Origin of the sequence: Parvibaculum sp. (assembly GCF_002684405.1) — a bacterium.
Lineage (GTDB): Bacteria > Pseudomonadota > Alphaproteobacteria > Parvibaculales > Parvibaculaceae > Parvibaculum.
The window spans coordinates 1-26,658 of the sequence record NZ_NYVD01000022.1 but is presented as its reverse complement, the minus strand read 5'-3'; the positions used below and the strand labels follow the sequence as shown (position 1 = coordinate 26,658).

The 26,658-nt window shown below is 62.5% G+C and carries 25 protein-coding genes and 1 pseudogene; 20 read left to right on the top strand and 6 right to left on the bottom strand.

The genetic code is table 11. From position 1 onward, the window contains the following. The 5 genes from CMI59_RS01975 to CMI59_RS01955 all read left to right on the top strand — a co-directional run. On the top strand, positions 1-1,005 hold a 1,005-nt coding region (locus tag CMI59_RS01975), incomplete at its 5' end, for a nicotinate-nucleotide--dimethylbenzimidazole phosphoribosyltransferase (RefSeq protein WP_293323982.1). A gap of 117 nt (positions 1,006-1,122) precedes the next feature. After that, positions 1,123-2,355 carry an imelysin family protein gene (locus tag CMI59_RS01970; protein WP_293323979.1) on the top strand — a complete coding sequence of 411 codons (1,233 nt, stop codon included), beginning with the start codon at positions 1,123-1,125 and terminating at the stop codon, positions 2,353-2,355. Positions 2,356-2,399: 44 nt separating this feature from the next. After that, entirely contained in the window at positions 2,400-3,845 is a 1,446-nt protein-coding gene (locus CMI59_RS01965; protein ID WP_293323976.1) for a di-heme oxidoredictase family protein, read from the top strand. Positions 3,846-4,082: 237 nt separating this feature from the next. Beyond that, on the top strand, positions 4,083-5,270 hold the full coding sequence (locus tag CMI59_RS01960; RefSeq protein WP_293323974.1) for an acyl-CoA dehydrogenase family protein: 1,188 nt from the start codon (positions 4,083-4,085) through the stop codon (positions 5,268-5,270). 53 nt (positions 5,271-5,323) lie between these two features. Further along, positions 5,324-6,451, top strand: a complete 1,128-nt coding sequence (locus CMI59_RS01955) for an acyl-CoA dehydrogenase family protein (protein ID WP_293323972.1) — start codon at positions 5,324-5,326, stop codon at positions 6,449-6,451. Positions 6,452-6,612: 161 nt separating this feature from the next. Here CMI59_RS01955 and CMI59_RS01950 read toward each other — a convergent pair whose 3' ends face one another. After that, a complete protein-coding gene (locus tag CMI59_RS01950; protein ID WP_293323969.1) occupies positions 6,613-8,127 on the bottom strand; it encodes an ATP-binding protein in 1,515 nt (504 codons plus the stop codon). A gap of 192 nt (positions 8,128-8,319) precedes the next feature. Here CMI59_RS01950 and CMI59_RS01945 point away from each other — a divergent pair, with 192 nt between their 5' ends. The 5 genes from CMI59_RS01945 to CMI59_RS01925 all read left to right on the top strand — a co-directional run bounded on the left by CMI59_RS01945 (position 8,320) and on the right by CMI59_RS01925 (position 11,791). Then, the gene (locus tag CMI59_RS01945; RefSeq protein ID WP_293323966.1) at positions 8,320-9,120 is read left to right on the top strand and encodes a crotonase/enoyl-CoA hydratase family protein; all 801 of its coding nucleotides are present in this window, start codon (positions 8,320-8,322) and stop codon (positions 9,118-9,120) included. Positions 9,121-9,264: 144 nt separating this feature from the next. After that, complete coding sequence (locus CMI59_RS01940; RefSeq protein WP_293323964.1) at positions 9,265-9,558, top strand: putative quinol monooxygenase; 294 nt, start codon at positions 9,265-9,267, stop codon at positions 9,556-9,558. Positions 9,559-9,643: 85 nt separating this feature from the next. Beyond that, positions 9,644-10,852 carry an acyl-CoA dehydrogenase family protein gene (locus CMI59_RS01935; RefSeq protein WP_293323961.1) on the top strand — a complete coding sequence of 403 codons (1,209 nt, stop codon included), beginning with the start codon at positions 9,644-9,646 and terminating at the stop codon, positions 10,850-10,852. A 1-nt stretch (position 10,853) separates the two neighbouring features. Then, positions 10,854-11,330 (top strand): GNAT family N-acetyltransferase, encoded by a 477-nt coding sequence (locus CMI59_RS01930; RefSeq protein ID WP_293323958.1) that lies wholly within the window; start codon positions 10,854-10,856, stop codon positions 11,328-11,330. A gap of 23 nt (positions 11,331-11,353) precedes the next feature. Further along, the gene (locus CMI59_RS01925) at positions 11,354-11,791 is read left to right on the top strand and encodes a DUF1801 domain-containing protein (RefSeq protein ID WP_293323955.1); all 438 of its coding nucleotides are present in this window, start codon (positions 11,354-11,356) and stop codon (positions 11,789-11,791) included. On the opposite strand, the gene CMI59_RS16865 is transcribed toward CMI59_RS01925, so the two are convergent. Beyond that, positions 11,748-12,548: an ABC transporter permease subunit gene (locus CMI59_RS16865; RefSeq protein WP_339613964.1), complete on the bottom strand. Its 801-nt coding sequence runs from the start codon at positions 12,546-12,548 to the stop codon at positions 11,748-11,750. The genes CMI59_RS01925 and CMI59_RS16865 overlap by 44 nt on opposite strands. A 144-nt stretch (positions 12,549-12,692) precedes the next feature. Next, positions 12,693-13,535: pseudogene (locus CMI59_RS16860) on the bottom strand (ABC transporter substrate-binding protein); the annotation flags it as partial. A 355-nt stretch (positions 13,536-13,890) separates the two neighbouring features. On the opposite strand from CMI59_RS16860, the gene CMI59_RS01915 reads away from it, so the two are divergent. Further along, complete coding sequence (locus CMI59_RS01915; RefSeq protein ID WP_293323950.1) at positions 13,891-15,120, top strand: MFS transporter; 1,230 nt, start codon at positions 13,891-13,893, stop codon at positions 15,118-15,120. Positions 15,121-15,176: 56 nt separating this feature from the next. On the opposite strand, the gene CMI59_RS01910 is transcribed toward CMI59_RS01915, so the two are convergent. Next, a complete protein-coding gene (locus CMI59_RS01910; protein WP_293323947.1) occupies positions 15,177-16,079 on the bottom strand; it encodes an SDR family oxidoreductase in 903 nt (300 codons plus the stop codon). 189 nt (positions 16,080-16,268) lie between these two features. On the opposite strand from CMI59_RS01910, the gene CMI59_RS01905 reads away from it, so the two are divergent. The 3 genes from CMI59_RS01905 (at position 16,269) to CMI59_RS01895 (ending at position 19,865) form a co-directional block, all read left to right on the top strand. Next, the gene (locus CMI59_RS01905; RefSeq protein WP_293323984.1) at positions 16,269-17,522 is read left to right on the top strand and encodes a nucleoside transporter C-terminal domain-containing protein; all 1,254 of its coding nucleotides are present in this window, start codon (positions 16,269-16,271) and stop codon (positions 17,520-17,522) included. Between the two features lie 45 nt (positions 17,523-17,567). After that, positions 17,568-18,179, top strand: a complete 612-nt coding sequence (locus tag CMI59_RS01900; protein ID WP_293323945.1) for a glutathione S-transferase family protein — start codon at positions 17,568-17,570, stop codon at positions 18,177-18,179. Between the two features lie 294 nt (positions 18,180-18,473). Further along, on the top strand, positions 18,474-19,865 hold the full coding sequence (locus CMI59_RS01895) for an MFS transporter (protein ID WP_293323943.1): 1,392 nt from the start codon (positions 18,474-18,476) through the stop codon (positions 19,863-19,865). An 11-nt stretch (positions 19,866-19,876) separates the two neighbouring features. Here the strand turns inward: CMI59_RS01895 and CMI59_RS01890 are convergent, their stop codons facing one another. Next, entirely contained in the window at positions 19,877-20,917 is a 1,041-nt protein-coding gene (locus CMI59_RS01890) for an LLM class flavin-dependent oxidoreductase (RefSeq protein WP_293323941.1), read from the bottom strand. A 28-nt stretch (positions 20,918-20,945) separates the two neighbouring features. Next, a complete protein-coding gene (locus CMI59_RS01885) occupies positions 20,946-21,392 on the bottom strand; it encodes a PaaI family thioesterase (RefSeq protein ID WP_293323939.1) in 447 nt (148 codons plus the stop codon). A gap of 110 nt (positions 21,393-21,502) precedes the next feature. Between CMI59_RS01885 and CMI59_RS01880 the strand changes: the two genes are divergently transcribed. From CMI59_RS01880 to CMI59_RS01855, 6 genes are all read left to right on the top strand, one after another. Further along, entirely contained in the window at positions 21,503-22,039 is a 537-nt protein-coding gene (locus CMI59_RS01880) for a PAS domain-containing protein (RefSeq protein ID WP_293323936.1), read from the top strand. 101 nt (positions 22,040-22,140) lie between these two features. Beyond that, positions 22,141-22,698, top strand: coding sequence for a PAS domain-containing protein (locus CMI59_RS01875; protein WP_293323934.1), 558 nt, complete (start codon positions 22,141-22,143; stop codon positions 22,696-22,698). A gap of 116 nt (positions 22,699-22,814) precedes the next feature. Beyond that, positions 22,815-23,966: an acyl-CoA dehydrogenase family protein gene (locus tag CMI59_RS01870; protein WP_293323932.1), complete on the top strand. Its 1,152-nt coding sequence runs from the start codon at positions 22,815-22,817 to the stop codon at positions 23,964-23,966. A 5-nt stretch (positions 23,967-23,971) separates the two neighbouring features. Further along, a complete protein-coding gene (locus tag CMI59_RS01865) occupies positions 23,972-24,571 on the top strand; it encodes a uracil-DNA glycosylase family protein (RefSeq protein ID WP_293323929.1) in 600 nt (199 codons plus the stop codon). 121 nt (positions 24,572-24,692) lie between these two features. Continuing rightward, the gene (locus CMI59_RS01860) at positions 24,693-25,115 is read left to right on the top strand and encodes a hypothetical protein (protein WP_293323927.1); all 423 of its coding nucleotides are present in this window, start codon (positions 24,693-24,695) and stop codon (positions 25,113-25,115) included. Positions 25,116-25,157: 42 nt separating this feature from the next. Further along, positions 25,158-26,618: a TonB-dependent receptor plug domain-containing protein gene (locus CMI59_RS01855; RefSeq protein WP_293323925.1), complete on the top strand. Its 1,461-nt coding sequence runs from the start codon at positions 25,158-25,160 to the stop codon at positions 26,616-26,618. Positions 26,619-26,658: the final 40 nt, after the last annotated feature.

The following is a 26,658-nucleotide window of genomic DNA, read 5'->3' as shown; positions in this document are numbered from 1 at the left end:
CCCGCCGCTTCCGGCCTGCCCTTCGACGACATCCGCAATCTGCTCGGCAATCCGCCCCCCATGGAGGCCGAGGCCGTCGATCTCGCGCGCCGGCGCCTGGCGGCGCTGGCGCTGGGCGAGGGCGGGCTGGGCCGCCTCGGCGACCTCGCAGTCTGGCTCGCCGGCTGGCAGGCGGCGGAGGAGCCGCAGCTTCGCCGTCCGCTGATCGCGATCTTCGCGGGCTCTCATGGCGTGGCGGCCAGGGGAGCGAGCGACTTCGCGCCCGGTGCGACCCAGGCCCTGATGGAAGTCGTCGCGGGCGGCGGCGCGGCGGTGAACCAGATCGCCCTGCAATATGACGCGGGCCTCAAAGTGTTCGATCTCGCGCTCGACCTGCCGACCCCCGACATCACGCAAGCCGATGCGCTGGAAGAAGACGCCTGCGCCGCCACCATGGCGTTCGGCATGGAAGCGATCGCGGGCGGAACGGATCTTCTCTGCGTCGGCGCGCTGGGCGTGGGCGGGAGCGTCCCTGCCGCCGCCATCGCTGCGAAGCTTGCAGGCGGCAACGGACGCGATTGGATCGACGGGGAAGGGGCGCTTGCTGCCCGCCAGATCGCACTGGTCGATGCCGTGCTGGCGCATCACGCCGCCATTCCGTCCGATCCGCTGGAGGTGTTGCGGCGCATGGGCGGGCGCGAACTCGCCGCCATCGCGGGCGCGATCATCGCCTCGCGTTATCAGCGCATCCCCGTCTTGCTGGACGGTTTCGTCTCCGGCGTGGCGGCGCTGGTGCTGGAACGCCTTGCGCCGGGAATGACCGATCACTGCCTCGCCGCCTCCGCGAGCGCCACGCCCGCCCATGACCGTCTCCTCGCGGAGCTCGGCAAGGAGCCGCTTTCCCGCACCGGCATCACGCTGGACGACGGCACGGCAGCGGCTTCGGGCATAGGGCTACTGCGCTCGGCGGCGGCGATCCTCAACGGCATGGCCGAGGCCGAGCAGGCCGGTATCGCGGCGACCTGATTTGAGAGCGGTTCGCATTTTCCCTTGACCCTCGATCCTGCGTCTAATAATCACTCGCAATAAGAGCGGTGACGATAGCCGCATATGGGTAGTAGGCAAAAGGGAAGGGCCGTTTTCATGTCCACCAGCATCAAAAGCCGTCGCGGCGTTATCGCTCTCTCGCTCCTGCTGGCGGGCGGCACAATCGCCCTCCCGGCCCAGTCGGCGCTTGCGTCCGGCGCGGGGGCTATCCCGGCGCAGTTTGCGATGGATGGCGGCAGTTCCTACGGCGCGACCCTTGAAATTCTCGGCTATGCCCGCCTCGTCGAAGCCTCGTATCAGCGCTCCTACGAAGACGCGAAGAAGATGCGCGGCGTCATCAACGAGTTCCTCGACAAGCCGACGGAAGAAAACCTCGCCCGCGCCCGCAAGGCCTGGATCGATGCCCGTCCCGCCTATCTCGTGACCGAGGCCTTCCGCTTCTATGAGGGCCCCATCGACTTCGCGGACGAGGAAACGGGCGAAGAGGGCCCGGAGGCGCATATCAATGCCTGGCCGCTCAACGAGGCGTATATCGACTATGTGAAGGGCGATGCGGATGCGGGCATCATCCACGACACCTCGATCCCGATTAACGACAAGACGATCCTCGGCCACGACCAGACCGAGGACGAGGCCGATGTGACCACAGGCTGGCATGCCATCGAGTTCCTGCTTTGGGGGCAGGATTTCAACGATGACGGTCCCGGCGCGCGGCCGGCGAGCGATTACACGCCCGGCGACAAGTTCAATGACCGCCGCCGTCTCTATCTCAAGACCGTGACGCAGATGCTGGTGAAGGATCTCTCATGGCTCGCCATGAGCTGGAACATGGACAACCCCAACGCCTATGCGACGGACTTCCTGAAGCTGCCGCAAAAGGAAGCGCTGGGCCGCATCCTCACCGGCATGGCGACGCTTTCCGGTTTCGAAATGGCGTCGGAGCGCATGGCTGTGGCGCTCGATTCCGGCGATCAGGAAGACGAGCATTCCTGCTTCTCCGACAACACAAACAACGACTTCATCTACGACCAGAAGGGCATCGCCAATATCTGGTTCGGCGAAATGGGCGATAAGGAATTCGCGGGCATTCAGGACTTGGTGGCCCGTGTCGACCCCGATCTCGAAAAGAAGGTGACGGCGCAGATCGAGAAGACGACCAAGGCGATTGCCGCCATGCCGCATCCGATCGATCAGGTGCTCGCAAGCCCCAAGGGCAGCGATGGCCGGGTAAAGATGGAGCAGGCCGTCACCGATCTGGTGGAGCAGGGCAAAATGCTCGTTGAAGTCGGCAAGGCTCTTGGCGTGAAGATCGTCGTCGCAACCGAATAGTCGAAGGCCGCCATCGTCAAGGTGGCAAAACGGGAAAGCATGTTGTGAAAGCGACGTTGGAGCGAAGAGTTGCACTGATCGGCGGTGTTGCGGCCGCCAGCCTGATCCTCGTCGGTGCGGTTCTCGCTGTGTCCGTCTCGGGTCATGGGCTCGAGACGGCCGCCGCGGCGGAGCCGGCTGTAAAGCACGTCGAAATGCCGTCGCCCGATGCGCTGCCGGGGGCCGCCTTGTCCACGCGGCTGACCAACAGCAATGCGTTCGCTCAAAGTGCGCCGGGCCTTACCTTTCAGCAGCGCCGGGATTTCTTTTTCGGCAACCGTCTCTTCAACACCAACTGGGCCGTCGCGCCGGGGTCGGTGACGAAGTTCGACGGGCTGGGCCCGACGTTCAACCGCGTTTCCTGTTCCGGCTGCCACACGCGGGACGGGCGGGGGCGTCCGCCGCTCAATGACGAGAAACAGCTCGATTCCATGCTGATCCGTATTTCGGACGGGCAGGGCAATCCGCTGCCCCAGTATGGCGATCAGTTCAACGACCGCGCCAATCACGGCATTCCGGCGGAAGGCCGCGTCGCGTTTCACTGGGAAACGCAAAAGGGCGAATATGCCGACGGCACGCCCTACAGTTTGACGAAACCCGTCTTCGAACTGACCGACCTGAATTTCGGTCCGCTGGGCGACGACGTCCGCATCTCGCCGCGCGTTGCCTCCGAAGTCTATGGCGTGGGCCTTCTCGAGGCCGTGCCCGAAAAGGAAATTCTCGCCTGGGCCGATCCGGACGATAGCGACGGCGACGGCATATCCGGCCGGGCGAATTATCAGCCCGACCCCGAAACCGGGGAAATGCTGATCGGCCGTTTCGGCTGGAAGGCGAACCAGCCTACGCTGCGCGCGCAGAATTCCGGCGCGGCGGCGGGCGATATCGGCATCACCAGCCCCGTGCATCCCGACGAGAATTGTCCCCCCGCGCAGACCGCCTGCGCCGACGCGCCGACAGGCGACCATCCGGACCTCTCGGAAGAATTCCTCCGGAAGCTGACGCATTACACGCGCGTCCTTGCCGTGCCGGTGCGGCGCAAGCCGAAGGCGCCCGAGGTGATGAAGGGCAGCAGGATTTTCGCAGACATCGGCTGCGCGGCCTGCCATCGCCCCTCCATGACCACCGGCAAGAATACGGCGCTGGACGTTCTCAATGACCAGACCTTCCACGCCTATACCGACCTGCTGCTGCACGATATGGGTCCGGAACTGGCCGACAACCGGCCCGATGTGAAGGCGACGGGAACCGAATGGCGGACGCCGCCGCTCTGGGGCCTCGGTCTCGTGCCGGTGGTGAACGGACATCTCAGGCTGCTCCATGACGGCCGGGCCGACGGATTTGCCGAGGCGATCCTCTGGCATGGCGGTGAAGCCGAGGCATCGAAAGAACGGTTCCGCAGCCTGTCGGAGGCGGATCGCGAGGCGCTGATCGCCTTCCTGAAATCGATCTAGCGCGGCCCCGGCGACGGCCCGGACTGTCCATCCCTGTTCGAGGCTTGTTCATCTATGGGCGGCGGCGCGTCATTCCCCGCTCTTGCAACGGGAGGCGTTGGCTCTATTATCCTCGCCAAAAACGAGAGGCTTTCGCCGACCCGCGACTAGGGGGTGGCAGCCGTTCTCAAAGATGGCATCAAGGGCTCCGGCTCTGCCGAAAGGTGGAGAGCCGCGGGCCTTGCGGAGGTTAGTCCTATGGATATGAGTTTCAGCCCCGACGAACTCGCATTTCGCGACGAAGTGCGCGAATTCATCGCCAACAACTACCCGGCGGAGCTTCGGAAGAAGACGCGGGGCGAGATGACCAAGGATGAGATCCTCACCTGGCACCGCATTCTCCACAAAAAGGGCTGGGTTGCGCCGCACTGGCCGGTGGAATATGGCGGCGCGGGGTGGGACATCACCCAGCGCTATATCTGGAACGAGGAAAATGCACGCGCCGAGACGCAGGCCCTGCTTCCCTTCGGCCTCTCCATGGTCGGCCCGGTGATCTACAACTTCGGCAATGAAGAGCAGAAGAAGCGCTTCCTGCCGCGCATCCTGTCGGCCGAGGATTGGTGGTGCCAGGGCTATTCCGAGCCCGGCTCCGGCTCCGACCTCGCCAGCCTGCGCACCCGCGCCGTGCGCGAGGGCGACCACTACATCGTCAACGGCTCCAAGACCTGGACGACGCTCGCCCAGTTTGCCGACTGGATGTTCTGCCTGGTTCGTACCGACCCGGATGCGAAGAAGCAGGAAGGTATTTCGTTCCTGCTGATCGACATGAAGACGCCCGGCATCACCGTGCGCCCGATCATCACCATGGACGGCGCCCATGAGGTGAACGAAGTCTTCCTCGAAGACGTCAAGGTGCCCGCCGAAAACCTGATCGGCGAAGAGAACAAGGGCTGGACCTACGCCAAGTTCCTGCTGGGTAACGAGCGCTCCGGTATCGCCGGTGTCGCACGCTCCAAGAAGGCCATCGAGCGCCTGCGCGAGATCGCCCGCTCGGAACTGGTGGATGGCCGTCCGCTTCTGGACACTGAGGATTTCCGCAGCAAGATTTCCGAACTGGAGATCGACCTGTCGGCCCTTGAAGTGACGGAACTGCGCACGCTGGCTGCCGAGAGCAAGGGGCAGGGCCCCGGGCCGGAAGCCTCGATCCTCAAGATCAAGGGCACGGAAGTGCAGCAGCGCATCACCGAACTCACCATGGAAGCGGTGGGCAATTATGCGATGGTCTATGCGCCGCGGCGCGAGGCGACCGGCAACGAATATGTGCCGGGCCCCGACTATGCGGCCGGCCGTTCGCAGGAATATTTCAACATGCGCAAGACCTCCATCTATGGTGGGTCGAACGAAATCCAGCATGAAATCATTGCCAAGGCGGTGCTCGGGCTCTAGAGCGCTGGCAGCGGAACAATCAACAAAGAGAAAAAGCAGGGGAAGAGAGACCGATGGACTTTTCTTTTAGCGAGGAACAGACGCTGCTGCGCAACTCGGTGCAGGGCTTCCTTCAGGACAAATACGACTTTGACACCCGCCGCAAGATCGTGGCTACGCCGGAAGGCTGGCGTCGGGAGAACTGGCAGCAGTTCGCCGAACTCGGCCTGCTGGCGGCACCCTTCCCGGAAGAGCTGGGCGGCTTCGGTGGCGCCATCGAAGCGATGATCGTCATGGAAGAGTTCGGTCGCCACCTCGTGGTCGAGCCCTATGTCGAAACGGTCGTGCTGGCCGGCGGTTTCCTGCGTGAAGGAGGCTCCGCCGCGCAGAAGGAAGAGCACATTCCGGGGCTGATCGGCGGTGAAACCGTCTGGACCTTCGCCTATGCCGAGCCGCAGGGCCGCTACAACCTCGCCGACCTCAAGACGACGGCGAAGAAGGACGGCGACGGGTACACGATCAACGGCTACAAGTGCGTGGTCGTGGCCGCTCCCTGGGCCGACAAGCTGATTGTCTCCGCCCGCACCTCCGGCGAGCAGCGCGACGCCGACGGCGTGTCGCTCTTCATCGTGGACAAGTCCGCTGCGGGTGTTTCCACCCGGGACTATCCGACGGTCGACGGCCGCCGCGCCTCCGAGATCACCTTCGAGAACGTGAAGGTCGGCGCAGATGCGCTGATCGGCGAAGAAGGCAAGGCCCTGCCGCTGATCGAAAAGATCACCGACGAGGCGATCGCCGCGCTCTCCGCCGAAGCCATCGGCTGCATGAAAGAGCTGAACACCGCGACCGTCGACTACTGCAAGCAGCGCAAGCAGTTCGGCGTGCCGATCGGCAAGTTCCAGGTGCTCCAGCACCGCATGGTGGACATGTTCATGGCGCATGAGCAGTCCGTCTCCATGACCTATATGGTGAACCTGAAGCTGGCCGAAGGCGATGCGGAGCGGACCAAGGCCGCCGCCGGCGCCAAGGTGCAGATCGGCAAGGCGGGTCGCTTTGTCGGCCAGGAAGCCGTGCAGCTTCATGGCGGCATGGGCATGACCGACGAACTCAGCGTCGGCCACTACTTCAAGCGCCTGACCATGATTGACACTCAGTTCGGCAATGTCGACTATCAGCTGAAGCGCTATTCGCAGGCTGCGTAAGCACCTCGAAAATCACTTGATGGAAAGGCCGTAACTCCCGTTACGGCCTTTCTTTTTGCCTCCGAATCTCAGCTCGGGGATAAGCAGGCGCGGTGAGACGGATAGCCGTTATCCGCAATCTTCGGCGGGCGGCGCCTGTGTCGGCGGACTAGGCGGGTGTCTCAGGCGTTTCGGCGGTGATGGTCCCTGGGGTTGATCGCGTCGAGGCGCCATGCGGGTAGCACGCAGTTTGCCCGCGTCCCCTCACCGGGCCGGCTGATGAGGTCGAACCGTCCGCCATGGGCTTCCATCAAGCCACGGACGATGGCAAGGCCGAGGCCCGAGCCCGTGCCGGGCTGGGCGATGCCGGAAGCGCCCTGCGTGAAGGCCTCCAGGACCTTGTCGATCTCGCCTTCGGGAATGCCCGGCCCCTCGTCCTGCACACCGAAATGAAGATCGCCCGCCTCGTCGATATGGGCGTAGAGATGCACCGTGGAGTGGGCGGGCGAGAACTTGATCGCATTGGTCAGAATGTTGATCCAGATCTGGCGCAATGTGCGTCCGTCCGCCAGGACGGGCGGAAGGTGCGGGGGAATATCTTCCGTGATCTCGATCTTCTGCGCCTGGGCGCGAATGTCCAGAATGCGGCGGCTGTCGTCGGCCAGCCCCTGGATGGTTACGGCCTCCTCGGAAATCTCGAAGCGGCCCGCCTCGATACGCGACAGGTCCAGCACATCGTTGATCAGGCCGAGCAGGTGCTGGCCGGACCGATGGATGTCCTCGGCGTAGTCGCGGTAGTTCGTCACGACATGCTTGCCGAGCAATTCGGTGCTCATCATCTCCGAAAAGCCGATGATGGCATTGAGCGGCGTCCGCAGCTCATGGCTCATATTGGCGAGGAATTGCGACTTGGCCCGGTTGGCGTCTTCGGCCTTGGCGCGCGCACGGTCGGATTCGCGTTTGGCCTGGTAGAGCTCGTCGATCAGCGCGTCCTTGTCTCCCTTCAGCCGGATCGCCTCGATCACCGAGCTGTTGGTCTTGGTCGCGATCCGGACGACCAGCACGGAAAACATCACCAGCATGAAGGCGAAGATCGAATGCGCGACGTCGCCATAGAGGAGAAGCCGGGCGGTCAGGGCCAGCACCATGGGCGGCATGCAGACCAGAATCAACGGCCGGTAGGAAGAGTTGATAAGCACGATCGGGACGAGCGCGAGCGCCATCACGCAGAGCAGGTAGGTCTGAAGGATCGGATCGTCCGGCACCCAAAAGAACCAGGCGAAGCTTGCAACGGCGGAGGAATAGCAGAATCCGATGAAAAGGAATTTGCGCCGCCAGTAGCCGATGTCGGAAGGGCCCGGTGTGGCCGCGAGAAACGCCCGGATCGTTCGCAGGCTGTACCAGTTGCACACAAAAGTGAGGAGGACGGGTGCGACGAGCCAGGGCCAGGCAAGCGTCCCCATGAGGCTGGCGGCATATATGGCCGCGAGAACGGGAAACGCATAGGGGAGCGGCATGTCCTGCGCTTCGGCGACGATGCGCATCTGGGCGAACTCGGTCTCGGAGTCCGGTCGGGGGGCGTCGAGCTTGTGAGCGCGATAGAAGCTGGACAGGCGCGCCAACAGGCCGAAAGACGGCATTGTTGCCGAACCGGGCATATGCGCCTGGTCCGGGCGCTGTCCCGAAATCTCCGACATGCCCACCTCGTTGCCCGGCCGCGTCCCATTGCCCGGACGAGGCCTCCTTTTGTTGAATCGCATTGAGAGTGACGGAAATCTGTTAACAAGGCTTTCTGCGAGTTGGTTAATGGCGCTATTTGCGGCACAGTCTCCGCACCGAAATGGACCGTAAGAAACGGAAACGAAAACTTTGAGGAAGAAAGGCCCGTTATGAGCGAAGCGCTGCTGTTCGAAAAGGAAGGCCCGGTTGTCACACTCACCATCAACCGGCCCGAAGCCCGCAACCCGCTGGGCGCGCCGGAGGATGCCGGAAACTTCACCGAAGCCGTGGCGGCGATCAACGCCGACAGGGATGTGCGCTGCGTGATCCTGACAGGCGCGGGCAAGGCCTTTTCGGCGGGCGGCAATGTGAAGGCGATGCGCGAGGGCGGTGATGGCTTCGGCGGTCCGGGCGTCCATATTCGCGAACGCTACCGCAACGGTATCCACCGCATCGTCAAATCCGTCTGGGGGATCGAAGTGCCGGTCATCGCGGCGGTGAACGGCCCGGCCATCGGCCTCGGCAATGACGTGGCCTGCCTCTGCGACACGCGGATCGCGTCGGACAAGGCGATTTTCGGCGCGACCTTCCTGAAGATCGGCCTTATCCCCGGCGATGGCGGGGCCTGGCTCCTGCCGCGTATCGTCGGCATGGCGCGAGCCTCCGAGCTGCTCTACACCGGCGATACCATCGACGCGGCGACCGCGAAGGACTGGGGGCTCGTTTCCGAGGTCGTGCCCGGCGACCAATTGATGGACCGCGCGCGGGAGGTGGCGGCCAAAATGGCCCGGCAGGCGCCCGATGTGCTGCGCATGACCAAGCAGCTTCTGCGTCAGGGCATGATGGTGAGCTTCGACAACATCATGGAGTTGTCCGCCTCCATGCAGGCGCTCGCCCACCACACGTCGGACCACAAGGAGGCGCTGGACGCCTTTTTCGAGAAGCGCGACCCCAGCTACCGGGGCGAATGAGGCCGACGCGGGGCGGATCGGGGAGCTTGTTCACGGATGAGCCCCGAAATGTCCGTCTTTGGGCAGGTCAATCGATTGAAGCGGGACGGCGGAGAGCCTAAAGTTCCCGCAACAACAAACAGATAAACAGGATGGGAGCGAAAAATGAGTGTGATCGGCATTCTGGCCACGATGAAGGTTCAGCCCGGCAAGGAAAGCGAATTCGAGAGCGTGTTCAGCGACCTTGCCAAGAAGGTGAAGGCCAATGAGAAGGGCTGCCTGCAGTACGATCTGTTCAGGTCCAAATCCGAGCCCACGACATTCTACATCTATGAGCAGTACGCCTCTCAGGCCGACCTGGAAGCGCATGGCAAGTCGGAATATTTCCAGGCCGCTTTCCCCGCGCTGGGTGCGACGCTCGCAGGCAAGCCCGACCTCCAGTTCCTGGACAAGGTCTAGTAAGGCCCTATTTGAGCTAACAGCTTTGCAAGGGGTGCAGCCCGTACGGGTGCGGCGCCCCTTCGATATCCGAAGGGAGTAACTCATGGATCTGGCATTCAGCGAAAAGGACGAGGCGTTCCGGCAGGAAGTCCGCCAGTTCATTGAAGAGCATTACACGCAGGAGATGCGCGAACTGCATGCGCGCTCCAAGCATGGCTACATCACCAAGGAAGCCCATGTGCAGTGGCAGAAGTCGCTCGCCAAGAAGGGCTGGCTGGCGCCGAACTGGCCGCAGGAATATGGCGGGCCGGGCTTCACCCAGTCGCAGAAATACATCTTCAATGTGGAGATGGGCAGCGCCGGCGTGCCGCACACCATTCCCTTCGGTCCGACCATGGTGGCGCCCGTCATCATGAAGTTCGGCACGGAAGAGCAGAAGAAGCGTTTCCTCCCCGACATCCTGGAAACGAACGTCCTCTGGTGCCAGGGCTATTCCGAGCCGGGCTCGGGCTCCGACCTGGCCTCGCTCAAGACCAAGGCCGAGGACAAGGGCGATCATTTCCTCGTCAACGGGTCCAAGATCTGGACCTCGGTCGCGCAATGGGCCGACTGGATTTTCTGCCTCGTGCGCACCTCCAATGAGGGCAAGCCGCAGCAGGGCATTTCCTTCCTGCTCATCGACATGAAGACGCCGGGCATCACGGTCGATCCCATCGTCTGCCTCGACGGCACGCCCGCGCCGAACCAGGAAGTGAACCAGGTCTTCTTCGAGGACGTGAAGGTGCCGAAGGAAAACCTGATCGGCGAAGTGAACAAGGGCTGGACCTACGCCAAATACCTGCTCGAATTCGAGCGCGGCAATCCCTATTCGCCGGGCCTTTACAGCGCGCTGGAAGAAGTGCGCGAGATGGCGAAGGACATCGAGGTGGACGGCAAGCCGCTCGCCGAGGATGAAACCTTCCGTGCCAAATGCGCCGACATCGAAAGCCAGATCACGGCGATGGAATATACGGAGCTGCGTATCTTCTCGGCTCTCTCCATCGGCGGCAATGTCGGCCCGGAAAGCTCGCTCCTGAAATGCCGCGGCACCGAGCTGCAGCAGGCCATTTCGCACCTCATGGTGGAAGTGCTGGGCGACTATGCGGCGCCGACCGTTGCAAATGGCATGATCGAGACGAACGAGCCGGAAGTGGGCCCCAAGGGCGCCTTCACCGCAGCGCCTTACTATTTCTCGCTGCGCAAGGCCTCGATCTATGCCGGGTCCAACGAAGTTCAGCGCAACATTATGGCGAAGGCCGTGCTGGGCCTCTGAGTTGGACGGCACATTCGGCATCGAACGGGCGAGCGCCGGAGACATTCCGGCGCTCGCTTTCGTTTGGCGTCAGAGCTGGTACGAGAGCCATGCCGCGTTGAGTTTCGGCAAAGAGCCGGATCAGGCCTATTTCGAAGCACGCGCCGCCAAACTGCTGCCGGACTGCCTGATCGCCCGCAAGGAGGGTGAGCTGGTGGGCCTCGTATCGTGGCAGGAAAACGAGCTCTATCAGCTATTTGTCTTACCGGGTGTCTATGGGGGAGGGCTTGCCGCCGAGCTTATCGAGCGCGCCGAAACGGCCATGCGCGAGGCGGGGCACAAACAGCTCTTTCTGCTTTGCCGTGTCGGCAATGACCGCGCGCGGGCGTTCTACGAGAAACAGGGCTGGCAGGTCGCGCAGCTTGCCGACTCGCCGGAAGGCTCCGTCATCGGTTATCTTGAAGATGCCATGTGGCGGATGGAGAAGTATCTCGCATGATCCGCGCAACAACGCTTCCCGCTATGTCCGCCGAAGTGGCGGCAGTATTCGACGATTATCCCGCGTTTGTTCGCGAGCGGCTTCTCCAGGTGCGCCGTCTGATTTTCAGGACGGCGGCCGAGACGGATGGTGTCGGCCCGCTAACGGAGACCCTCAAGTGGGGCGAGCCGGCCTATTTGACGGAGGCAAGCGGCAGCGGCACCACCATCAGGCTCGGCGTACCGCGCGCGATGGAAGGGCGATGCGCCGTCTTCGTGAATTGCCGGACGACATTGGTCGATACCTTCAGGAGCCAATTTCCTGAAGCATTTGAGTATCAGGGAAATCGCGCCATTCTATTGAATGTGTCGGGCCCGCTGCCGAAAGAGCCGCTTGCGATATGCCTGTCGATGGCGCTGACCTATCACCGGCGTCCCGCTAGCGCGGCGCCGCGTCCTGCTGTCCGCCGTAAGCCTGCGTAATGCGGTCGAAGACGATGGCGAGCGCCACGATGGCGACGCCAGCGATGAGGCCCCGTCCGATATCGAGCCGCTGAATACCCAGCAACACCTCCTCGCCGAGCCCGCGCGCGCCGATCATGGAAGCGATCACAACCATGGAAAGCGCCATCATGGTGGTCTGGTTGATGCCCGCCATGATGTTGGGCAGCGCCAGTGGCAGCTTGATGTCGAGAAGACGCCGTTTGTTGTCAGCGCCAAGATCGGCCGCGGCCTCGACAAGACGTTCGTCCACGCCGCGCAAGCCCAGATCGACAAGCCGGATCAGCGGCGGCATGGCATAGATGACGGTGGCAAAGACGGCGGGCACCTTGCCGAGCCCGAAGAGCATCAGCGCCGGGATGAGATAGACGAAACTCGGCATGGTCTGCATCGCATCGAGCACGGGCCGTACGATACGCCGTGCCATGTCGTTCTGCGCGAGCCCTATGCCGATCGGTACGCCGATCAGCACGGAAATGCCGACCGAAATGACGATGAGGGCGAGTGTCTGGATGGCCAGATCCCAAAGCCCCAGAAACCCGATCAGCAGGAGCGTGCCGGACAGCACAACGGGCAATACGACCCCGCGCGAGGCATGCCATGCGGCGCCTGCGACCAGCAGAATGAAAAGCCACCAGGGCAGCAGGCTGAACAATTGTTCGACTGTCAGGATCAGGGCCAGCATGACGGAACTTGCCGCCTGGAATGCATCGCCATATTTGGCGACGAACTGCTTCATCGCCTTGTTCACCCAGTCTTCAATCGGGCGCTGAAAGGTGAGGGGAAAGCTTTTCGCCTTCGCTTTGCGTTCGCCGGAAATGCGCGCGGCGATTTCGGGCGGCACCCATTTGCGCCATACGTCACCGCGTGTCGCGATGAAATGTTCCGCCGCCCCTGTCGCGCCTGCATCCTTGTGCGTCTGCATATAGGCAAGCGCTTGGCTCACCATCTGGTTGTTTGTCTGATAGTTGCGCAGAAACGCGACGATCTCGGGTGCTTCCTCTGCGAATTTCGCATTGGCACCGATGATCACTTCGACTTTCGGATAGGCGACGGGCGGGTTATGCGCAGGGTCGTTGTTGAAGGCTTCCCATGCGGCCTTGCTGTAGGGCGGTTCCTTCAGCTTGACGAGATCGTATTTGCCGAGGATCCAGGTCGGACCCCAGTAATAGGTAAGGATGGGCTTGCCGCGTTGATAGGCGGACGAGATGGCGGCGGCCAGCGCCGCGCCGGTGCCCGGTCTGAAATTCGTATAGTAGCGGTCGAGCCCATAGCCTTTGAGCTTCTTGGTGTTCACCACCTCGCAGGTCCAGCCCAGAATACAATTGTAGAAGCGGCCCTTGCCCGGCTCCTCCGGATCGCGGAAGAGCTTGGTATATCGCTTGAGGTCTTCGACGGAGTGGAGGTTGGGCGCCATGGGCTCTATGCCGCGTGCCGGATCCCCCTCAATCACATAGCGCGGCACATACCAGCCTTGTATGGCGTCGGGGAAATTCGTGCCGAGCGAGACGACTTTGTCGGCGTTGAGCGCGTCATTCCACGGCTTGGTGACGTTGTCTCGCCAGACTTCCATCAGCACGTCGATATCGCCATTGGAAAGCCCGGTCAGAAGCGGCAGTGCCGACCCCGGCAGCACATCCGTCTTGCAGCCATATCCGCGCTCCAGAATGATGCGCGCGACCGCGGTATGGAAGGCATTGGAATCCCAGTCGAGCCCGCCAAACATCACAGGCCGTTTGAGTTCGCAGGCCGCAGCGTGCGAGGAGCCGGCGAAAAGAGCGGCAGTAGCGATCAGCAGAACTGCGAAGAAACGAATATGTCGAAAAGGCATGGTTGAACTATAGGGAGAGGGGGGCCAATGGCAAACCGGGGCTTGCCACAAGACTTATTGCGGCATTAAGCTGTGCCGTCCTTTCGGGAGTATGACCGATGCGTAATGCATCCAACATTCGGATAGTTCGTCCAGCCGCTCGCTAAGAGCGCTCCGGTCACGATTCAGTTCGTGTTTCGGGGTGTCGCGGTCCGCCTTTCCGGTGGATGTTGCTCCCTCCGCATAAAGCGGAAAAAGTGATTCTCATAAAATGACTGCTCAATCTCGTCCGGCGCCGGTCATCGGTGTCCTGTTTCCCCTGTCGGTCGTGTTCTTCGAGTTTGCGACCTTCATCTCGAACGACATGATCATGCCTGGCATGCCCGCCGTGGCACATGACCTCGGTGCGCAATCCGTCGGCGTGATTTCGCTCGCCTTGTCTGCGGCGTTGATGGGCAATATCGGCACTCAATGGCTGCTTGGCCCGCTTTCGGATGCGCTCGGGCGGCGGCCGGTCTTTCTCGCGGGTGTCGTAATCTTCACACTGTCCTGCTTTGCAGGCATGGCCGTTCAGAGCATGTGGCAGTTCATTCTGTTGCGCGCGGTGCAGGGCGCGGGCGGCGCTTTCACCATGGCGGTCGGTTATCCGGCCATTCAGGAAGCGTTCGAGGAAAAGCGCGCGGTCCGCACCATCTCGCTCATGGCGAATGTGTCGCTGCTCGCCCCCATCGTCGGCCCGGTGGCGGGTGCGCTCGTCGTAACGGTCTTCTCCTGGCGGGTGATCTTCCTTCTCATCGCCCTTGTATCGCTTGTCGCCTTCGCCGGGCTTTGGAAGAGCATGCCGAAATCGCGTCAGCGCACATTGAGCTTCCGCTTCCATATCGTCCGAACGCTTCGGGGCTATCGGCGATGCCTGATGAACCGGGAGCTGCTGTCCGGTTCATTCGCGCTCGGCTTCATCTTCGGCATGCTGATGATCTGGATTGCATTGAGCCCCATCGGCCTGATCGAGAGGCAGGGGCTGACGCCGCTATCCTATGCGCTGTGGCAATTGCCCGTTTTTGCAGGCCTGGTCGGCGGCAATCTGCTGCTCTCCCAGATCGTCTATCGCGTCGAAATCGAACGGCTGATCGCCATCTCCATTTCCTGCATCGCGGCCGGCGCGATGCTGGCCGTGGCGCTGACCTGGGGGAACCAGGATTTCCGCTGGCTCATACCCGGCGTCACGATCAGTTCCTTCGGTATGGGAATAGGCTTCGGCGGTCTCATGCGCCGCACGCTTTTCGCCGTGCCGGGATCGAGCAAGGGCGCGGTCGCCGCTTTCATCAACACGGTCTTCATGTTCGTGGGGATCGCGCTGGTGGAGGGCTGCAAGCACTTCTATCTCGTCTATGGCATGGAGGCGATTGCGGCCACGCTGGGATTTTGCGCGGCGGGCGCAATGGTGTCGCTTGCCGTGAGGCGGCACGCGCGGAGCGGTCTTGCCGTTAGCGCGGGCTGAAACGAAAAACCCCCGGCCGTGAGGCCGGGGGTCCGTCTTGCGACCGAATAGAGAAATCAGCCTTCGGTGGCGAGCTTCAGCACCTTGCCTGTCTGCTCGCCGCCCATGAAGTACGGCTGGGCGCCCTTCATGTCGGTGATCTTTTCCCAGTTTTCGAGAACCTTCTCGGCGGTGAGGCCTTCGCGGCCCAGGAACACGCCTTCCGATTCCATGATCTGCGCGGCGGAGAAGACGCCGGCGCCCGCGAGCAGGATCGTGCCCGTCGGCGCATCTTCCGACACCAGCACCATCACGCCCGGCGACACGCTTTCCGGCGTGAACATCTGCTCGGCTTCCGGCGGGAACAGGTCGGAGGTCATGCGCGTGAAGGCAACCGGCGCCAGCGCGTTGCAGCGGATGTTGTCCTTCTGGCCTTCCAGCTTCAGCGTGTTGATGAAGCCGACAACGCCGAGCTTGGCCGCGCCGTAATTGGTCTGGCCGAAATTGCCGTAAAGGCCAGAGGTGGAGGTCGTGACCATGATGCGGCCATACCCCTGTTCCTTCATGATCGGCCAGACAGCCTTGGTCGGCTTGACCGTGCCCATCAGGTGCACATCGACCACGAGCTGGAAGTCGCCGATTTCCATCTTGGTGAAGCTCTTGTCGCGCAGGATGCCGGCATTGTTGACCAGGATATCGATGCGGCCGAAAGCGTCGACGGTCTGCTTGACCATGTTGGCCACGCCTTCGTCGTCGGTCACGGAGGAGCCGTTGGCGATGGCTTCGCCGCCGGCCGCCTTGATTTCCTCGACGACCTTGTTGGCCGCGTCCGACGAGCCGCCGGCGCCCGTGCGGTCGCCGCCAAGATCGTTCACGACAACCTTGGCCCCGCGACGGGCAAGTTCCAGCGCGTGAGAACGGCCCAGGCCGCCGCCGGCGCCGGTGACAATGGCTACCTTGCCATCAAAACGAATGCTCATCGGTTGAGTCTCCCTGTGAAAGTCCTGTGAAGGTCATTGAAGCCCTCGGCGCGGCTTTTTGGGCTGGCCGCTCCCGAATTTGACCGCTTTTGTGCACAATGCGGCATAGACGGTCAAGCGAGGGTCGTTGCCGGAGCGCGGGGCGGGGGGCGATCCCGCGCATTTGTGTGAAAGAGGGGCAGAATGTCGCTGGGGATTTTGCAGAGCGTCCTGGGGCTGGGCGCGATCGTGGGGCTTGCCTGGGTGATGAGCGAGAACAGGCGGTCCTTCCCGCTGGGAACCGTGCTGATCGGCATTGCGATCCAGCTCGGGCTGGCGCTGCTGCTCCTCAAGGTGCCGCTGGCCCGACAGGGCATATTGGCGCTGAACGGCGTGGTGACGGCCCTGACCGACGCCACGCAGGCCGGCACCAGCTTCGTGTTCGGCTATGTGGGCGGCGGAAAAACGCCCTTCGAGGTCACCGACCCGGCCAACGCCTATTCGCTGGCCTTCCAGGCGCTGCCGCTGGTGCTGGTCATTTCCGCGCTTTCCGCGCTGCTCTGGTACTGGCGGGTGCTGGACTGGGTGACGAAGGGCTTTTCGGCCCTCCTGCAGAAATCCATGCAGCTTGGCGGGGCGGTGGGGCTCGCCACGGCCGCCAACGCCCTGCTGGGCATGGTGGAGGCGCCGCTCCTCATCCGGCCCTATCTGCAGAAGCTTTCCCGGTCGGAACTCTTCATGGTGATGACGGTCGGGCTCGCCACCGTGGCGGGCACCGTTCTCGTGCTCTATGCGAGTTTCCTGCAGAACACGGTGCCCGGCGCGCTGGGCCACATTCTGGTCGCATCGCTCATCTCGTTGCCCGCCGCCATCCTGATTGCCCGGGTCATGCTGCCCGAGGAGCATGGCGAGGTGCCGACGGGCGTCGGCGACGACGTGCCCTATCTGGAATATGAGAGCAGCATGGATGCGGTGACGCAGGGCACGATGGAGGGGCTGAAGCTGCTGCTCAACATCATGGCCATGCTGGTCGTCATGGTGGCGCTGGTGGCGCTGGCCAATATCCTCCTGGGACTACTGCCGGAAGTAGCGGGCGCGCCGCTCACCGCGCAGCGCATCATGGGCTGGGTGTTCTCGCCGCTCGTCTGGCTGATGGGCGTGCCTGCAAGCGAGATGCAGACGGCCGGGCAGCTCATGGGCGAAAAGACGATCCTGAACGAATTCATCGCCTATGTGGATCTGGGCCATCTGGCCCCGGGAACCTTGTCGCCGCGCTCCACCCTCATCATGGTCTACGCCATGTGCGGCTTCGCCAATTTCGGGTCGGTGGGAATCATGATCGGCGGCATGACGGCCATGGTGCCGGAAAGGCGTGCGGAAATCGTGTCCTTGGCCTTGCGCTCGCTCGTCTCGGGCACGCTCGCGACATCCATGACAGGCGCCATTATCGGCATCGTGACTTGAGGGGCAGGAGGAGGCCGCGCCAGACGATCAACAGGGAGAACTGTCTTGAAGCTCTATAATTCCGCCATGCCGGCGCCCAATCCGCGCCGCGTGCGCATTTTTGCCGCCGAAAAGGGCATCGACCTGCCGCTGGAAGAGGTCTCGATTCCAAAACGCGAGCATAAGTCCGACGCCTTTTTGCAGAAGAACTCGTTGGGCCAGACGCCGGTTCTCGAACTGGATGACGGGACGACCATCTGCGAGAGCATCTCCATCTGCCGGTATCTGGAAGAACTCAATCCGGAAAATCCGCTCTTCGGCCGAAACGCACTGGAAAAGGCCATGATCGATATGTGGCTCCGGCGCGTGGAATTCATCGTGATGGGACCGGTAGGAAATTTCTGGCGCCACGCGCATCCGTTTACCGCCAGGGTGGTGAAGCAGTTCAATGATTTCGGCGAGTCGAACAGGGAAGCCGCCGCGAAGGCCTTCAACTGGCTGGGCGGCGAAATCGGCTCCCGGGAATTCATTTGCGGCGACAGCTACAGCATGGCCGATGTCGCTGCGCTCTGCGCAGTCGATTTCGCAGGGTTTACTGGGCTGGAAATGCCGGAAGAGGCCGAAAACCTGCGCGGCTGGCACAAGCGGGTTTCGGCGCGTCCGAGCGCGGCCGCATAAGGCCGCCGGGAGGGGGACAGGTGCACAAAGGACGGCGTCCACGGGGTACGGAATGGACGCCGCCCTGAGTGCTCCTGCCGGTAGCGAGCGCTTCCCGGCGGGAACCCTGACCCTGGGTCACTGGCTGGGGGGCTGTGACCCGTTGGATGTAGGCACCTTAGGATCCGTCACCTGAACGCAAGCTGAACCGGATGGAGAGCCGTCGTTCAGTTTCCGCTGCTTGCAGTAGGCCGTTAAATTAGTAATAGTTACTTACTAAACCGCTTGGGAGAGCGGTACGAAGAGGGAGGAGATATGACGCCGGAAGAAGAAACCGGGCCGAGCAGGGGCCGGCTGATCGCCTATGGGCAGATCGTCGTTCCTCTGGCTGTGATCGGCTTGCCGGTCGCCATTTATATTCCGCCTTTCTATTCGCAGACATTGGGGATCGATCTCGCCCTGGTCGGGTTCATCCTCATGCTGGCGCGGCTGAGCGATGTGGTGACGGACCCGTTGATCGGCCGCCTTTCCGATAGAACGCGCACGCGCTGGGGCCGCCGCCGTCCATGGATCCTTGCCGGGGTGCCGGTGATGATGGTCTCCGCGGTCATGCTGTTCGCTCCCATGGGTGCCGTCTCGTCGGGCTATCTCCTCTTGTGGATCTGCGCGATCTATTTTGGCTTCACCCTCATCACGATTCCCTATGGCGCATGGGGCGCAGAACTCGCGACGGAGTACCACGCGCGCAACCGCATCACCGGCAGCCGGGAAATCTTTCTGCTGGCGGGACTCCTGATCGCGATCACGCTGCCGATCATCGGCGCTTTCATGGCGGGCGAGCAGGACGGCGCGGCGTCGAAAGCCGCCATGGCTCCGCTCGCATGGTTCACCGTGCTGCTGCTTCCGGTCTGCACCTTCGTGCTTTTCCGTTTCGTGCCGGAACCGACGCCGCATGAATACAAACACGTGCCCTTCGCGAGCGGCGTGCGCAAGGCGCTCAAGAACGGCCCCTTCCGCCTGATCCTGGTGACCTCGAGCCTCGGCGCGCTGGCCGGTTCCATCAATGCCGGTGTCGCGATCCTGTTCTATGAACATCTGGCCGGGATCGGTAAAGCCGGAACCATCCTCATTTTTGCGCTCTTCGCCGCGGGCGTCGTGGGGTCCCCCTTCTGGGTGACGCTGGGCGGTCGCATCGGCAAGCACATGGCCATCGTTGTGGCAGGGGGCATCTCCATGGCCGCCTTCGCCTGTGTGCCCGTCGTCATCTACTGGGTGAAGCCGCAAGCGCCGGAGCTTGTTTTCTGGTGCCTGCTCGGTATCACGCTGCTGCAAGGGATCACGATCGGCGCAGCGCCGATCATGGGCGCATCGATCATGGCCGATGTCGTCGATCTCGACACGCTGCGCAATGGCGAGCAGCGCACGGCCTTTCTCTTTTCCTTCATGTCGATGGTACGGAAAATCTTCGAAGCCGTGGGCGTGGGGATCGCATTGCCGGTCATTTCATGGGCGGGGTTCAATCCGCAATCCGATCACAATTCATCGACGGCGCTCTTCGCGCTGCTAGCCATGTATTGCCTGGTGCCGCTTGTGCTTTGGCTTGCCTCGATCCTGGTAATCTCACGCTATCCGATTACCAAGGAACGGCAGATCCGGTTGAGGACTGCGCTGGAAAAGAAGCTCGCAAGACAGGCTGCGAAGGGGTAGGGCGCAGGAGGTCAGCCCGCGTCCTGAAGGGCAAATGCCTCCGACAGAAGCTCGTATGAGCGCAAACGATCCTTCTGGTCATAGGTGATGGTGAGGATCACGAAATCGTCCACGCCATATTCCTCGCCCATCTGCAGCAGCTTTGCGCGGACCTGTTCCGGCGATCCGGTGATGCCGCGCTGCTTGATGCCTTCCAGCATCAGCTTGTCATCTTCCGTATACGGATAGGAAAGAGCTTCCTCGACGGAGGGAAAGGCGCCCGCCCGGTTCTGCAGCAGATGCATCACCCAGAGATTGCGCGAAGAGGCGATGCGCTGGGCTTCCTCTTCCGTATCGGCCACCGTGATGGAGACGCCGATAGAGGCATGCGGGGAAGAAAGGTGACGCGACGGACGAAACGCCTTCCGGTACAGGTCGATCGGTCCCGGACCTGCATCCTGATTGATGAAATGGGCGAAACTATAGGCCATGCCGAACTGCGCCGCGATGGCCGCGCCGTCGCCGCCCGAGCCGAGCATCCAGAGTTCGGGCATGCCGGGGCCGCGCGGAGAGGCATGAATGCCGAGATAGGGGTGCTCGGAGGGAAAACCGCCATTCTCGCCCGCCAGCCCGTTGGAATCCTCCAGGAACTGGATCAGCAGTTCCACCTGCTGCGGAAAGACGCTGATGTCATAGGCCTGCGGACCCGGCTGCAAGGCGCGTGTGGTGCGCATGTCCCCGCCCGGTGCGCGGCCCATGCCAAGGTCGATGCGCCCGGGATAGAGCGTTTCCAGAAGGCGGAAGCACTCGGCGACTTTCAGTGGGCTGTAATGCGGCAGCATCACGCCCGCGGACCCGACACGGATGCGGGACGTTTCCGCCGCGATACGCGCGATCAGCACTTCCGGCGCGGAGCCGGCGAAGGATTTCGTGTTGTGGTGTTCGGCCATCCAGTAGCGCGCATAGCCGAGCTTGTCGGCATGTTTCGCCAGTTCGATCGTATTGGCGAGAGCTTCCGCAGCGTTGCCGCCTTTGCGGATCGGGGATTGATCGAGAACGCTCAGGCTGACCATGTTTCCTCCACCGGGTCGTAGCGACCCTTCATATAGGTTTCTTTCTGAGCTTTTTCACGATCCCGCTGAAATTAAGCAGGGGCAGTTCCCGCAAATCGCCGTCGATTTCCTTGCGCGTGAAAACCTGTCCCCGCAGGAACACCATGCTGCCGGTATTCTGCACGATGTCGCCGCGCGCCTCGATGAAGTCGCCGGCCGTGGCGGCGGCGGTGAATTCCGCATTGAAGGAGACGGTAACGGCGGGACCGTTCAGTGCCGCTTCGCCGATCGCGAAAAGCGAGAAATCGGCGAAAGTCATCAGCAGACCGCCATGCAGGAAGCCGCCGCCATTGCAGTGCTTTTCCGTCGCCTCGAAAGCGCAAGCGACCTCGCCGTCTTCGGTCTTGCGGAAATAGAAGGGCCCTGCATGATCCTCGAACGGATCATGGCCGTCCCAGGTCTGGTATCCGGCGAGCCGGTTTGGATTTACATTCATGAGATGAACAATTGTCCGGAGTTTGTGATATCGATGGAGGGGCTTTTATCAGGAAGTATAGCCTTCCAGAAGTCCTCGAGGCGGAAGAGCGGTATCCGGGTAATTTGAGTATGGCTGACTACGATCCTGACAAATTCACGAAAGAAGCGGGACAGGACGGCGCGAGGCTAATCGGTCTCAAGTCGTTGAAGGATCCTGTCGTGCTGTCGGTCTTCGACTATTGGAAAGAGAAGCGGGGAGACCGGTCGATGCCGAGCCCCGACGATCTGCGACCGTCCGAGTTCGCGCGTTTCCTGTCTCACCTCCAGATCGTTGAAGTTCATTGGGAGCCGGAATTCGATCTCACCTATCGCATCCTGGGCGAGGATATCGCCGAGGTGCATGGCGGTCCCTTTCGAGGGCTGAAGGTACGCGCGCTGAACGAGACGAATCCGGGCCTGGGGTCGATGATGTTCGAGCTTTTTCGTGCCGTGGCGGAACACAAACGCCCCTATGCGGCGGGCGGTGTGCTGAACAGCCGGTCGGGCGCAAAGGTCCCTTTTGAGGGGCTCTACATGCCGCTGTCCTATGACGATACAAGGACGGACCGCATATTCTGCTGCTCATCCTATGCCCTGACCGAACGGAGTATCTTTTCCGGCTACTGAAGCCGCATTCCGCACTTGGCTCTCAACACTTTCTTAGCGCATTTGGGGAAGAATTTCCCTGCGGCATCCGGTCGAAATGCACCGAGGTCTGGCGGGCTAAAATGGCGGCGGCAACTGAACAGCGCGAAATCGGACAAAGCGAACTCGAACGGGTTCACGGCGTCTCGTTCATTCGGCTCCGCGAGCTGAACGAGCCGGTCTGTCTCAAGATGCTCTCCTATTGGAAAGCCAAACGCGGCGACCGTCTCATGCCGAGCCCCGACGATCTGAGGCCGGCCGAGTTTGCCCCTCTCATGCCCTACCTGCTGGTTCTGCAGGTCGATCACGATCCCTTCGATCTCACTTACCGTCTTTTCGGCGAAAACGTAGCCATCAGTTTCGGCGTGAACAGCGGTGGCAGGCGTGTGCTGGAGGCTTATCCAGACAATCCGAATCTCAATCAGGAACTGTTCCGCTTCTACAGCTATATCGCTGCGGAGCGCCGTCCGTTTGCCGCGGCGGGCACCATGCAGGTGGCCGGCGACAAGGTGGTCAGGACGGAAGGCGTCTATATGCCGCTGTCCTATGACGGCTATCGGACGAACCGCATCCTGGGCTGCTCGATGAAATACGACGTGGACAGGTGCGACTTCCTGGACGACGACCCCCTCTCTTTCTGAGCCGGAGGCGGCTGGCCCCGGCACCCTTCGCGACCCTTGCTTTGACCCTGCTGAGGCCTTGACCTAAATTCCTGCCCAACCCGCCAGACAACAGATTTCAGGGAAGCAGGAACGCCATGGCCCTCGACGCCGAAACCCGCGAACAGCTCATCTCATCCGTCCGCCGCTTCGTTGAGGAGCGCCTGCGCCCGATCGAGGCCCAGGTGTCCGAAAACGACGAAGTGCCGGCGGAAATCGTCGCAGAGATGGCGGAACTGGGCCTTTTCGGCATTTCCGTGCCGACCGAATATGGCGGCCTCGGCCTCACCATGGAGGAAGAGTGCCTGCTCATGTTCGAGCTGGGCCGGACCTCTCCCGCCTTCCGCTCGGTCATCGGCACCAATGTCGGCATCGGTAGCCAGGGCATCGTGATGCATGGCCGTCAGGAGCAGAAGGAATACTGGCTCCCGAAGATCGCCAGCGGCGAGGTGATCGCTTCCTTCGCGCTGACCGAGCCCGAGGCGGGCTCCGACGCCGCCTCGCTCAAGACCACGGCGATCCGCGACGGCGACCACTACATCGTCAACGGCACCAAGCGCTACATCACCAATGCGAACAAGGCGGGCCTCTTCACCCTGATGGCGCGCACCGATCCCTCCACGCCGGGCGCCAAGGGCGTTTCCGCCTTCATCGTGCCGGCCGACTGCCCCGGCATCCATATCGGCAAGCCGGAAAAGAAGATGGGCCAGCAGGGCGCGCATATTTGCGACGTGGTGTTCGATGACGCGCGCATCCCGGCCGAGTGCCTGCTGGGCGATGAAGAAGGCAAGGGCTTCGTCACCGCCATGCAGGTGTTGGAGCGCGGCCGCCTGCACATTTCTGCCGTCTGCGTCGGCGTCTCCGACCGGCTGGTCGAGGAATCGGTCGCTTATGCCGCTGAGCGCAAGCAGTTCGGCGCACCCATCGGCAATCTCCAGCTCGTGCAGGCACTGCTCGCCGACAGCAAGACCGAATCCTATGCGGGCCGTTGCATGGTGATGGATGCCGCGCGCCGCCGCGATGCGGGCGAGGATGTCGGCACGCTGGCGTCCTGCTGCAAGCTCTTCTGTTCGGAGATGGTGGGACGCGTGGCCGACCGTGCCGTGCAGGTGTTTGGCGGAGCGGGCTATGTCGCCGATTACGGCATCGAGCGCTTCTACCGCGACGTGCGCATCTTCCGCATCTATGAGGGCACCAGCCAGGTGCAGCAGGTCATCATCGGCCGCAACCTCATCAAGGATGCGAGCTGACCTCCATGCCCGGTGCGCTGGACAGGCTGACGGACGAAATCAGGGCCTGCCGCGTCTGCGTTGAAAATCCACGCAAAGTCCCGCTGCCGCATGAGCCGCGTCCGGTGCTGCGCGTCTCAGCCACGGCGCGCATCTGCATTGCCGGACAGGCGCCGGGTACGCGGGTTCACGCGTCCGGCGTACCGTTCACCGATCCCAGCGGCGACCGGCTCAGGGACTGGATGGGCGTCAGCGAGGAGGAGTTCTACGACACCTCCCGCATCGCCATTGTGCCCATGGGGTTCTGCTTCCCGGGACAGGACGCAAAAGGCGGCGACCTGCCGCCCCGGCCGGAATGCGCGGAGCAGTGGCGGGCACGGCTTTTCGACCATCTGCCGCAGATCGACCTCTTCCTGCTGGTCGGTCAATATGCGCAAAGCTGGCATCTGGGATCGGCAAAGCGCAAAAGCCTGACGGAAACCGTCATGAACTGGCGCGAATACGGGCCCGGAGCCATCCCGCTGCCGCATCCCTCCTGGCGGAACAATGCCTGGATTCGGAAAAACCCGTGGTTTGAGTCGGAATTGCTGCCGGTGCTCAAATCCGAGGTCCGCGCTCGGCTTTGAGCCCATCTTTGAAGCAGGTGCGACGACGCGCCACCGGCGACCGCTTTGACAAACTCCCTGCCATTCCCTAGTAGACAATCCGATGGGGGACGGCATGCGTTTATCCGCTGGCAGAAAAACTGTGCGCGCAAGAGGGAAGGGAAGTCACGGCTTCTCCGCCCAGCGTATTCTGCTCGCCCTCCTTCTCGTCACCTTCATTCTACCGAGCTTTGCCGCGATCCACGCCTCCGGCGACGACGCGGAAATCCTCGCCCCCGGCTTCTACAAGGACCGGATCGTGCTGTGCACGGGCGCGGGCCTCAAGATTATCAAGCTTGACCCGGCCACGGGAAAGCCGCTCGACGATCAGACGGACAATGCGGACCATCTGTCGCCGGTCTGCGCGCCGATGGTCACGGCCTCGCTTTTCCTGTCGCCGTCTCTGCCTGTGGCGGACGCGATTTTCGGCGGGGGAGAACCGCTCGACCTCCGCAACGACATTGCCATCCTGCATGAGCAGACAGCCTCGCCTCCGCTGCCGCCCAGGGGGCCTCCTGCTGCCTGAAGCTGTTTCCCCTATCGCTTCAGTCACATCAGGAAAAAGATCATGTCTCTCGCACATTTCAGTGCAGGGCGCCGCGCCGCGTTGCGCGCCGCCGCTGCGCCCGCGGCGCTGGCCATCGCCTTTGCCGTTCCCGCCACCCATGCCCGGGCCGAGGAGCCGGCAAGCAGGCCCATCGTCATCGAGGGCGATCAAGCGCTTCCCGGTCCGCTCGAAAGGATGACGCCCGCCGACACCAACGGCCCGGCGCCGCGCGATGCCGGTGAGTTTCTCTCCCGCCTTGAAGGCGTCACGTCGGGCCGTCTCGGCGGTCACGGCAATGAAATTTCCATGCGCGGCCTGACGCAGGACAATATCGCCGTCATTTCCGACGGGGCCTATGTGTTCGGCGGCTGCCCCAACCGCATGGATCCGCCCTCGTCGCTTTCCGCATTGCTGCCCGACGATGTCGTCACGGTGGCCCGCGGCTATCAGAGCGTGACGGACGGCCCGCCTGCGCCGGGCGGCACGGTGACCATCGACCGGGCAGACCCCTATGACATCGCGGACGGCCTGAGCGGCGGTATCGAGGGCGGCATCGAGAGCAATGGTGAGACCCGCTATGTCTCGGCGCAGGCACGCGCCGGTCTCGGCGGCGCCTATGTTCGCGGCTTTGCAAATGCCAAAAAGGCCGGGAACTACGAAGATGGCGACGGGCGCGATGTTCGTTCCGCCTTCAAGCAGTATGGCGGCGGGCTGGAAGCCGGCTGGCGCTATGGCAACCACTCCGTCGTCTCGTTGTCGAGCGATGTGGACATCGTGGAAGATGCGCTCTTCGCGGGCGCCGGCATGGATAGCCCCTGGACGGCGGCGCGGACCGTGAAGGCATCGCTCGATCACAATTTCGACGAAGGCAGTCTTGTCACGACGCTGGAAGTCTCCGCCTATGGCAGCTTCGTCGAACATCTGATGGACAACTATTCGCTGCGCACGCCGGGCATGATGCGTATGCGGACCGATGCCAATTCCGACACCTATGGCGGCCGTCTTGCCGCCGGGCTTGATGTCATCGGCGGTGTGCTGACATTGGGAGTGGACCACCGCACCAATAACCGCAACGCCGAAAGCCGATCCAACATGATGGGCGGCGCGCCGGTGACCATCACCAATTACACATGGCCGGATATGTTCATCCGCGATACCGGTCTGTTTGGCGAATACGAGGCGCCGGTGGACGCAGGCACCTCGCTGAAGCTGGGCCTTCGCGCCGATTTCGTTTCGGTGGAGGCGAAGCGGGCGGACTGGCTGCCCGGCGGCATGGGCGCGATAACGGCGCGGCAGCTCTACGCCACCTATTACGGCGTCACCGACACGGACCGGGAAGAAACCAATGTGAGCGCGCTGGCCCGTGTCACACATGACTTCAACGACAGCATCTCCGGCTGGATCGGGGCGGCCCGTGCCGTCCGCACGGCGGATGCGACCGAACGCGGTATCGTCCGCAACGGCAACCAGCATTCCAGTTGATGACGCTTCTATGTTAAGGGCCGGAGACTACATTATAATG

What these genes read in the sequence shown, in the direction of transcription:
- CMI59_RS01970 (WP_293323979.1), top strand. Translation starts at nt 1,123, where the DNA reads ATGTCCACCAGCATCAAAAGCCGTCGCGGCGTTATCGCTCTCTCGCTC.
- CMI59_RS01960 (WP_293323974.1), top strand. Translation starts at nt 4,083, where the DNA reads ATGGATATGAGTTTCAGCCCCGACGAACTCGCATTTCGCGACGAAGTG.
- CMI59_RS01955 (WP_293323972.1), top strand. Translation starts at nt 5,324, where the DNA reads ATGGACTTTTCTTTTAGCGAGGAACAGACGCTGCTGCGCAACTCGGTG.
- CMI59_RS01950 (WP_293323969.1), bottom strand. Translation starts at nt 8,127, where the DNA reads ATGTCGGAGATTTCGGGACAGCGCCCGGACCAGGCGCATATGCCCGGT.
- CMI59_RS01945 (WP_293323966.1), top strand. Translation starts at nt 8,320, where the DNA reads ATGAGCGAAGCGCTGCTGTTCGAAAAGGAAGGCCCGGTTGTCACACTC.
- CMI59_RS01940 (WP_293323964.1), top strand. Translation starts at nt 9,265, where the DNA reads ATGAGTGTGATCGGCATTCTGGCCACGATGAAGGTTCAGCCCGGCAAG.
- CMI59_RS01935 (WP_293323961.1), top strand. Translation starts at nt 9,644, where the DNA reads ATGGATCTGGCATTCAGCGAAAAGGACGAGGCGTTCCGGCAGGAAGTC.
- CMI59_RS01925 (WP_293323955.1), top strand. Translation starts at nt 11,354, where the DNA reads ATGTCCGCCGAAGTGGCGGCAGTATTCGACGATTATCCCGCGTTTGTT.
- CMI59_RS16865 (WP_339613964.1), bottom strand. Translation starts at nt 12,548, where the DNA reads ATGAAGCAGTTCGTCGCCAAATATGGCGATGCATTCCAGGCGGCAAGT.
- CMI59_RS01915 (WP_293323950.1), top strand. Translation starts at nt 13,891, where the DNA reads ATGACTGCTCAATCTCGTCCGGCGCCGGTCATCGGTGTCCTGTTTCCC.
- CMI59_RS01910 (WP_293323947.1), bottom strand. Translation starts at nt 16,079, where the DNA reads ATGAGCATTCGTTTTGATGGCAAGGTAGCCATTGTCACCGGCGCCGGC.
- CMI59_RS01895 (WP_293323943.1), top strand. Translation starts at nt 18,474, where the DNA reads ATGACGCCGGAAGAAGAAACCGGGCCGAGCAGGGGCCGGCTGATCGCC.
- CMI59_RS01890 (WP_293323941.1), bottom strand. Translation starts at nt 20,917, where the DNA reads ATGGTCAGCCTGAGCGTTCTCGATCAATCCCCGATCCGCAAAGGCGGC.
- CMI59_RS01885 (WP_293323939.1), bottom strand. Translation starts at nt 21,392, where the DNA reads ATGAATGTAAATCCAAACCGGCTCGCCGGATACCAGACCTGGGACGGC.
- CMI59_RS01880 (WP_293323936.1), top strand. Translation starts at nt 21,503, where the DNA reads ATGGCTGACTACGATCCTGACAAATTCACGAAAGAAGCGGGACAGGAC.
- CMI59_RS01875 (WP_293323934.1), top strand. Translation starts at nt 22,141, where the DNA reads ATGGCGGCGGCAACTGAACAGCGCGAAATCGGACAAAGCGAACTCGAA.
- CMI59_RS01870 (WP_293323932.1), top strand. Translation starts at nt 22,815, where the DNA reads ATGGCCCTCGACGCCGAAACCCGCGAACAGCTCATCTCATCCGTCCGC.
- CMI59_RS01865 (WP_293323929.1), top strand. Translation starts at nt 23,972, where the DNA reads ATGCCCGGTGCGCTGGACAGGCTGACGGACGAAATCAGGGCCTGCCGC.
- CMI59_RS01855 (WP_293323925.1), top strand. Translation starts at nt 25,158, where the DNA reads ATGTCTCTCGCACATTTCAGTGCAGGGCGCCGCGCCGCGTTGCGCGCC.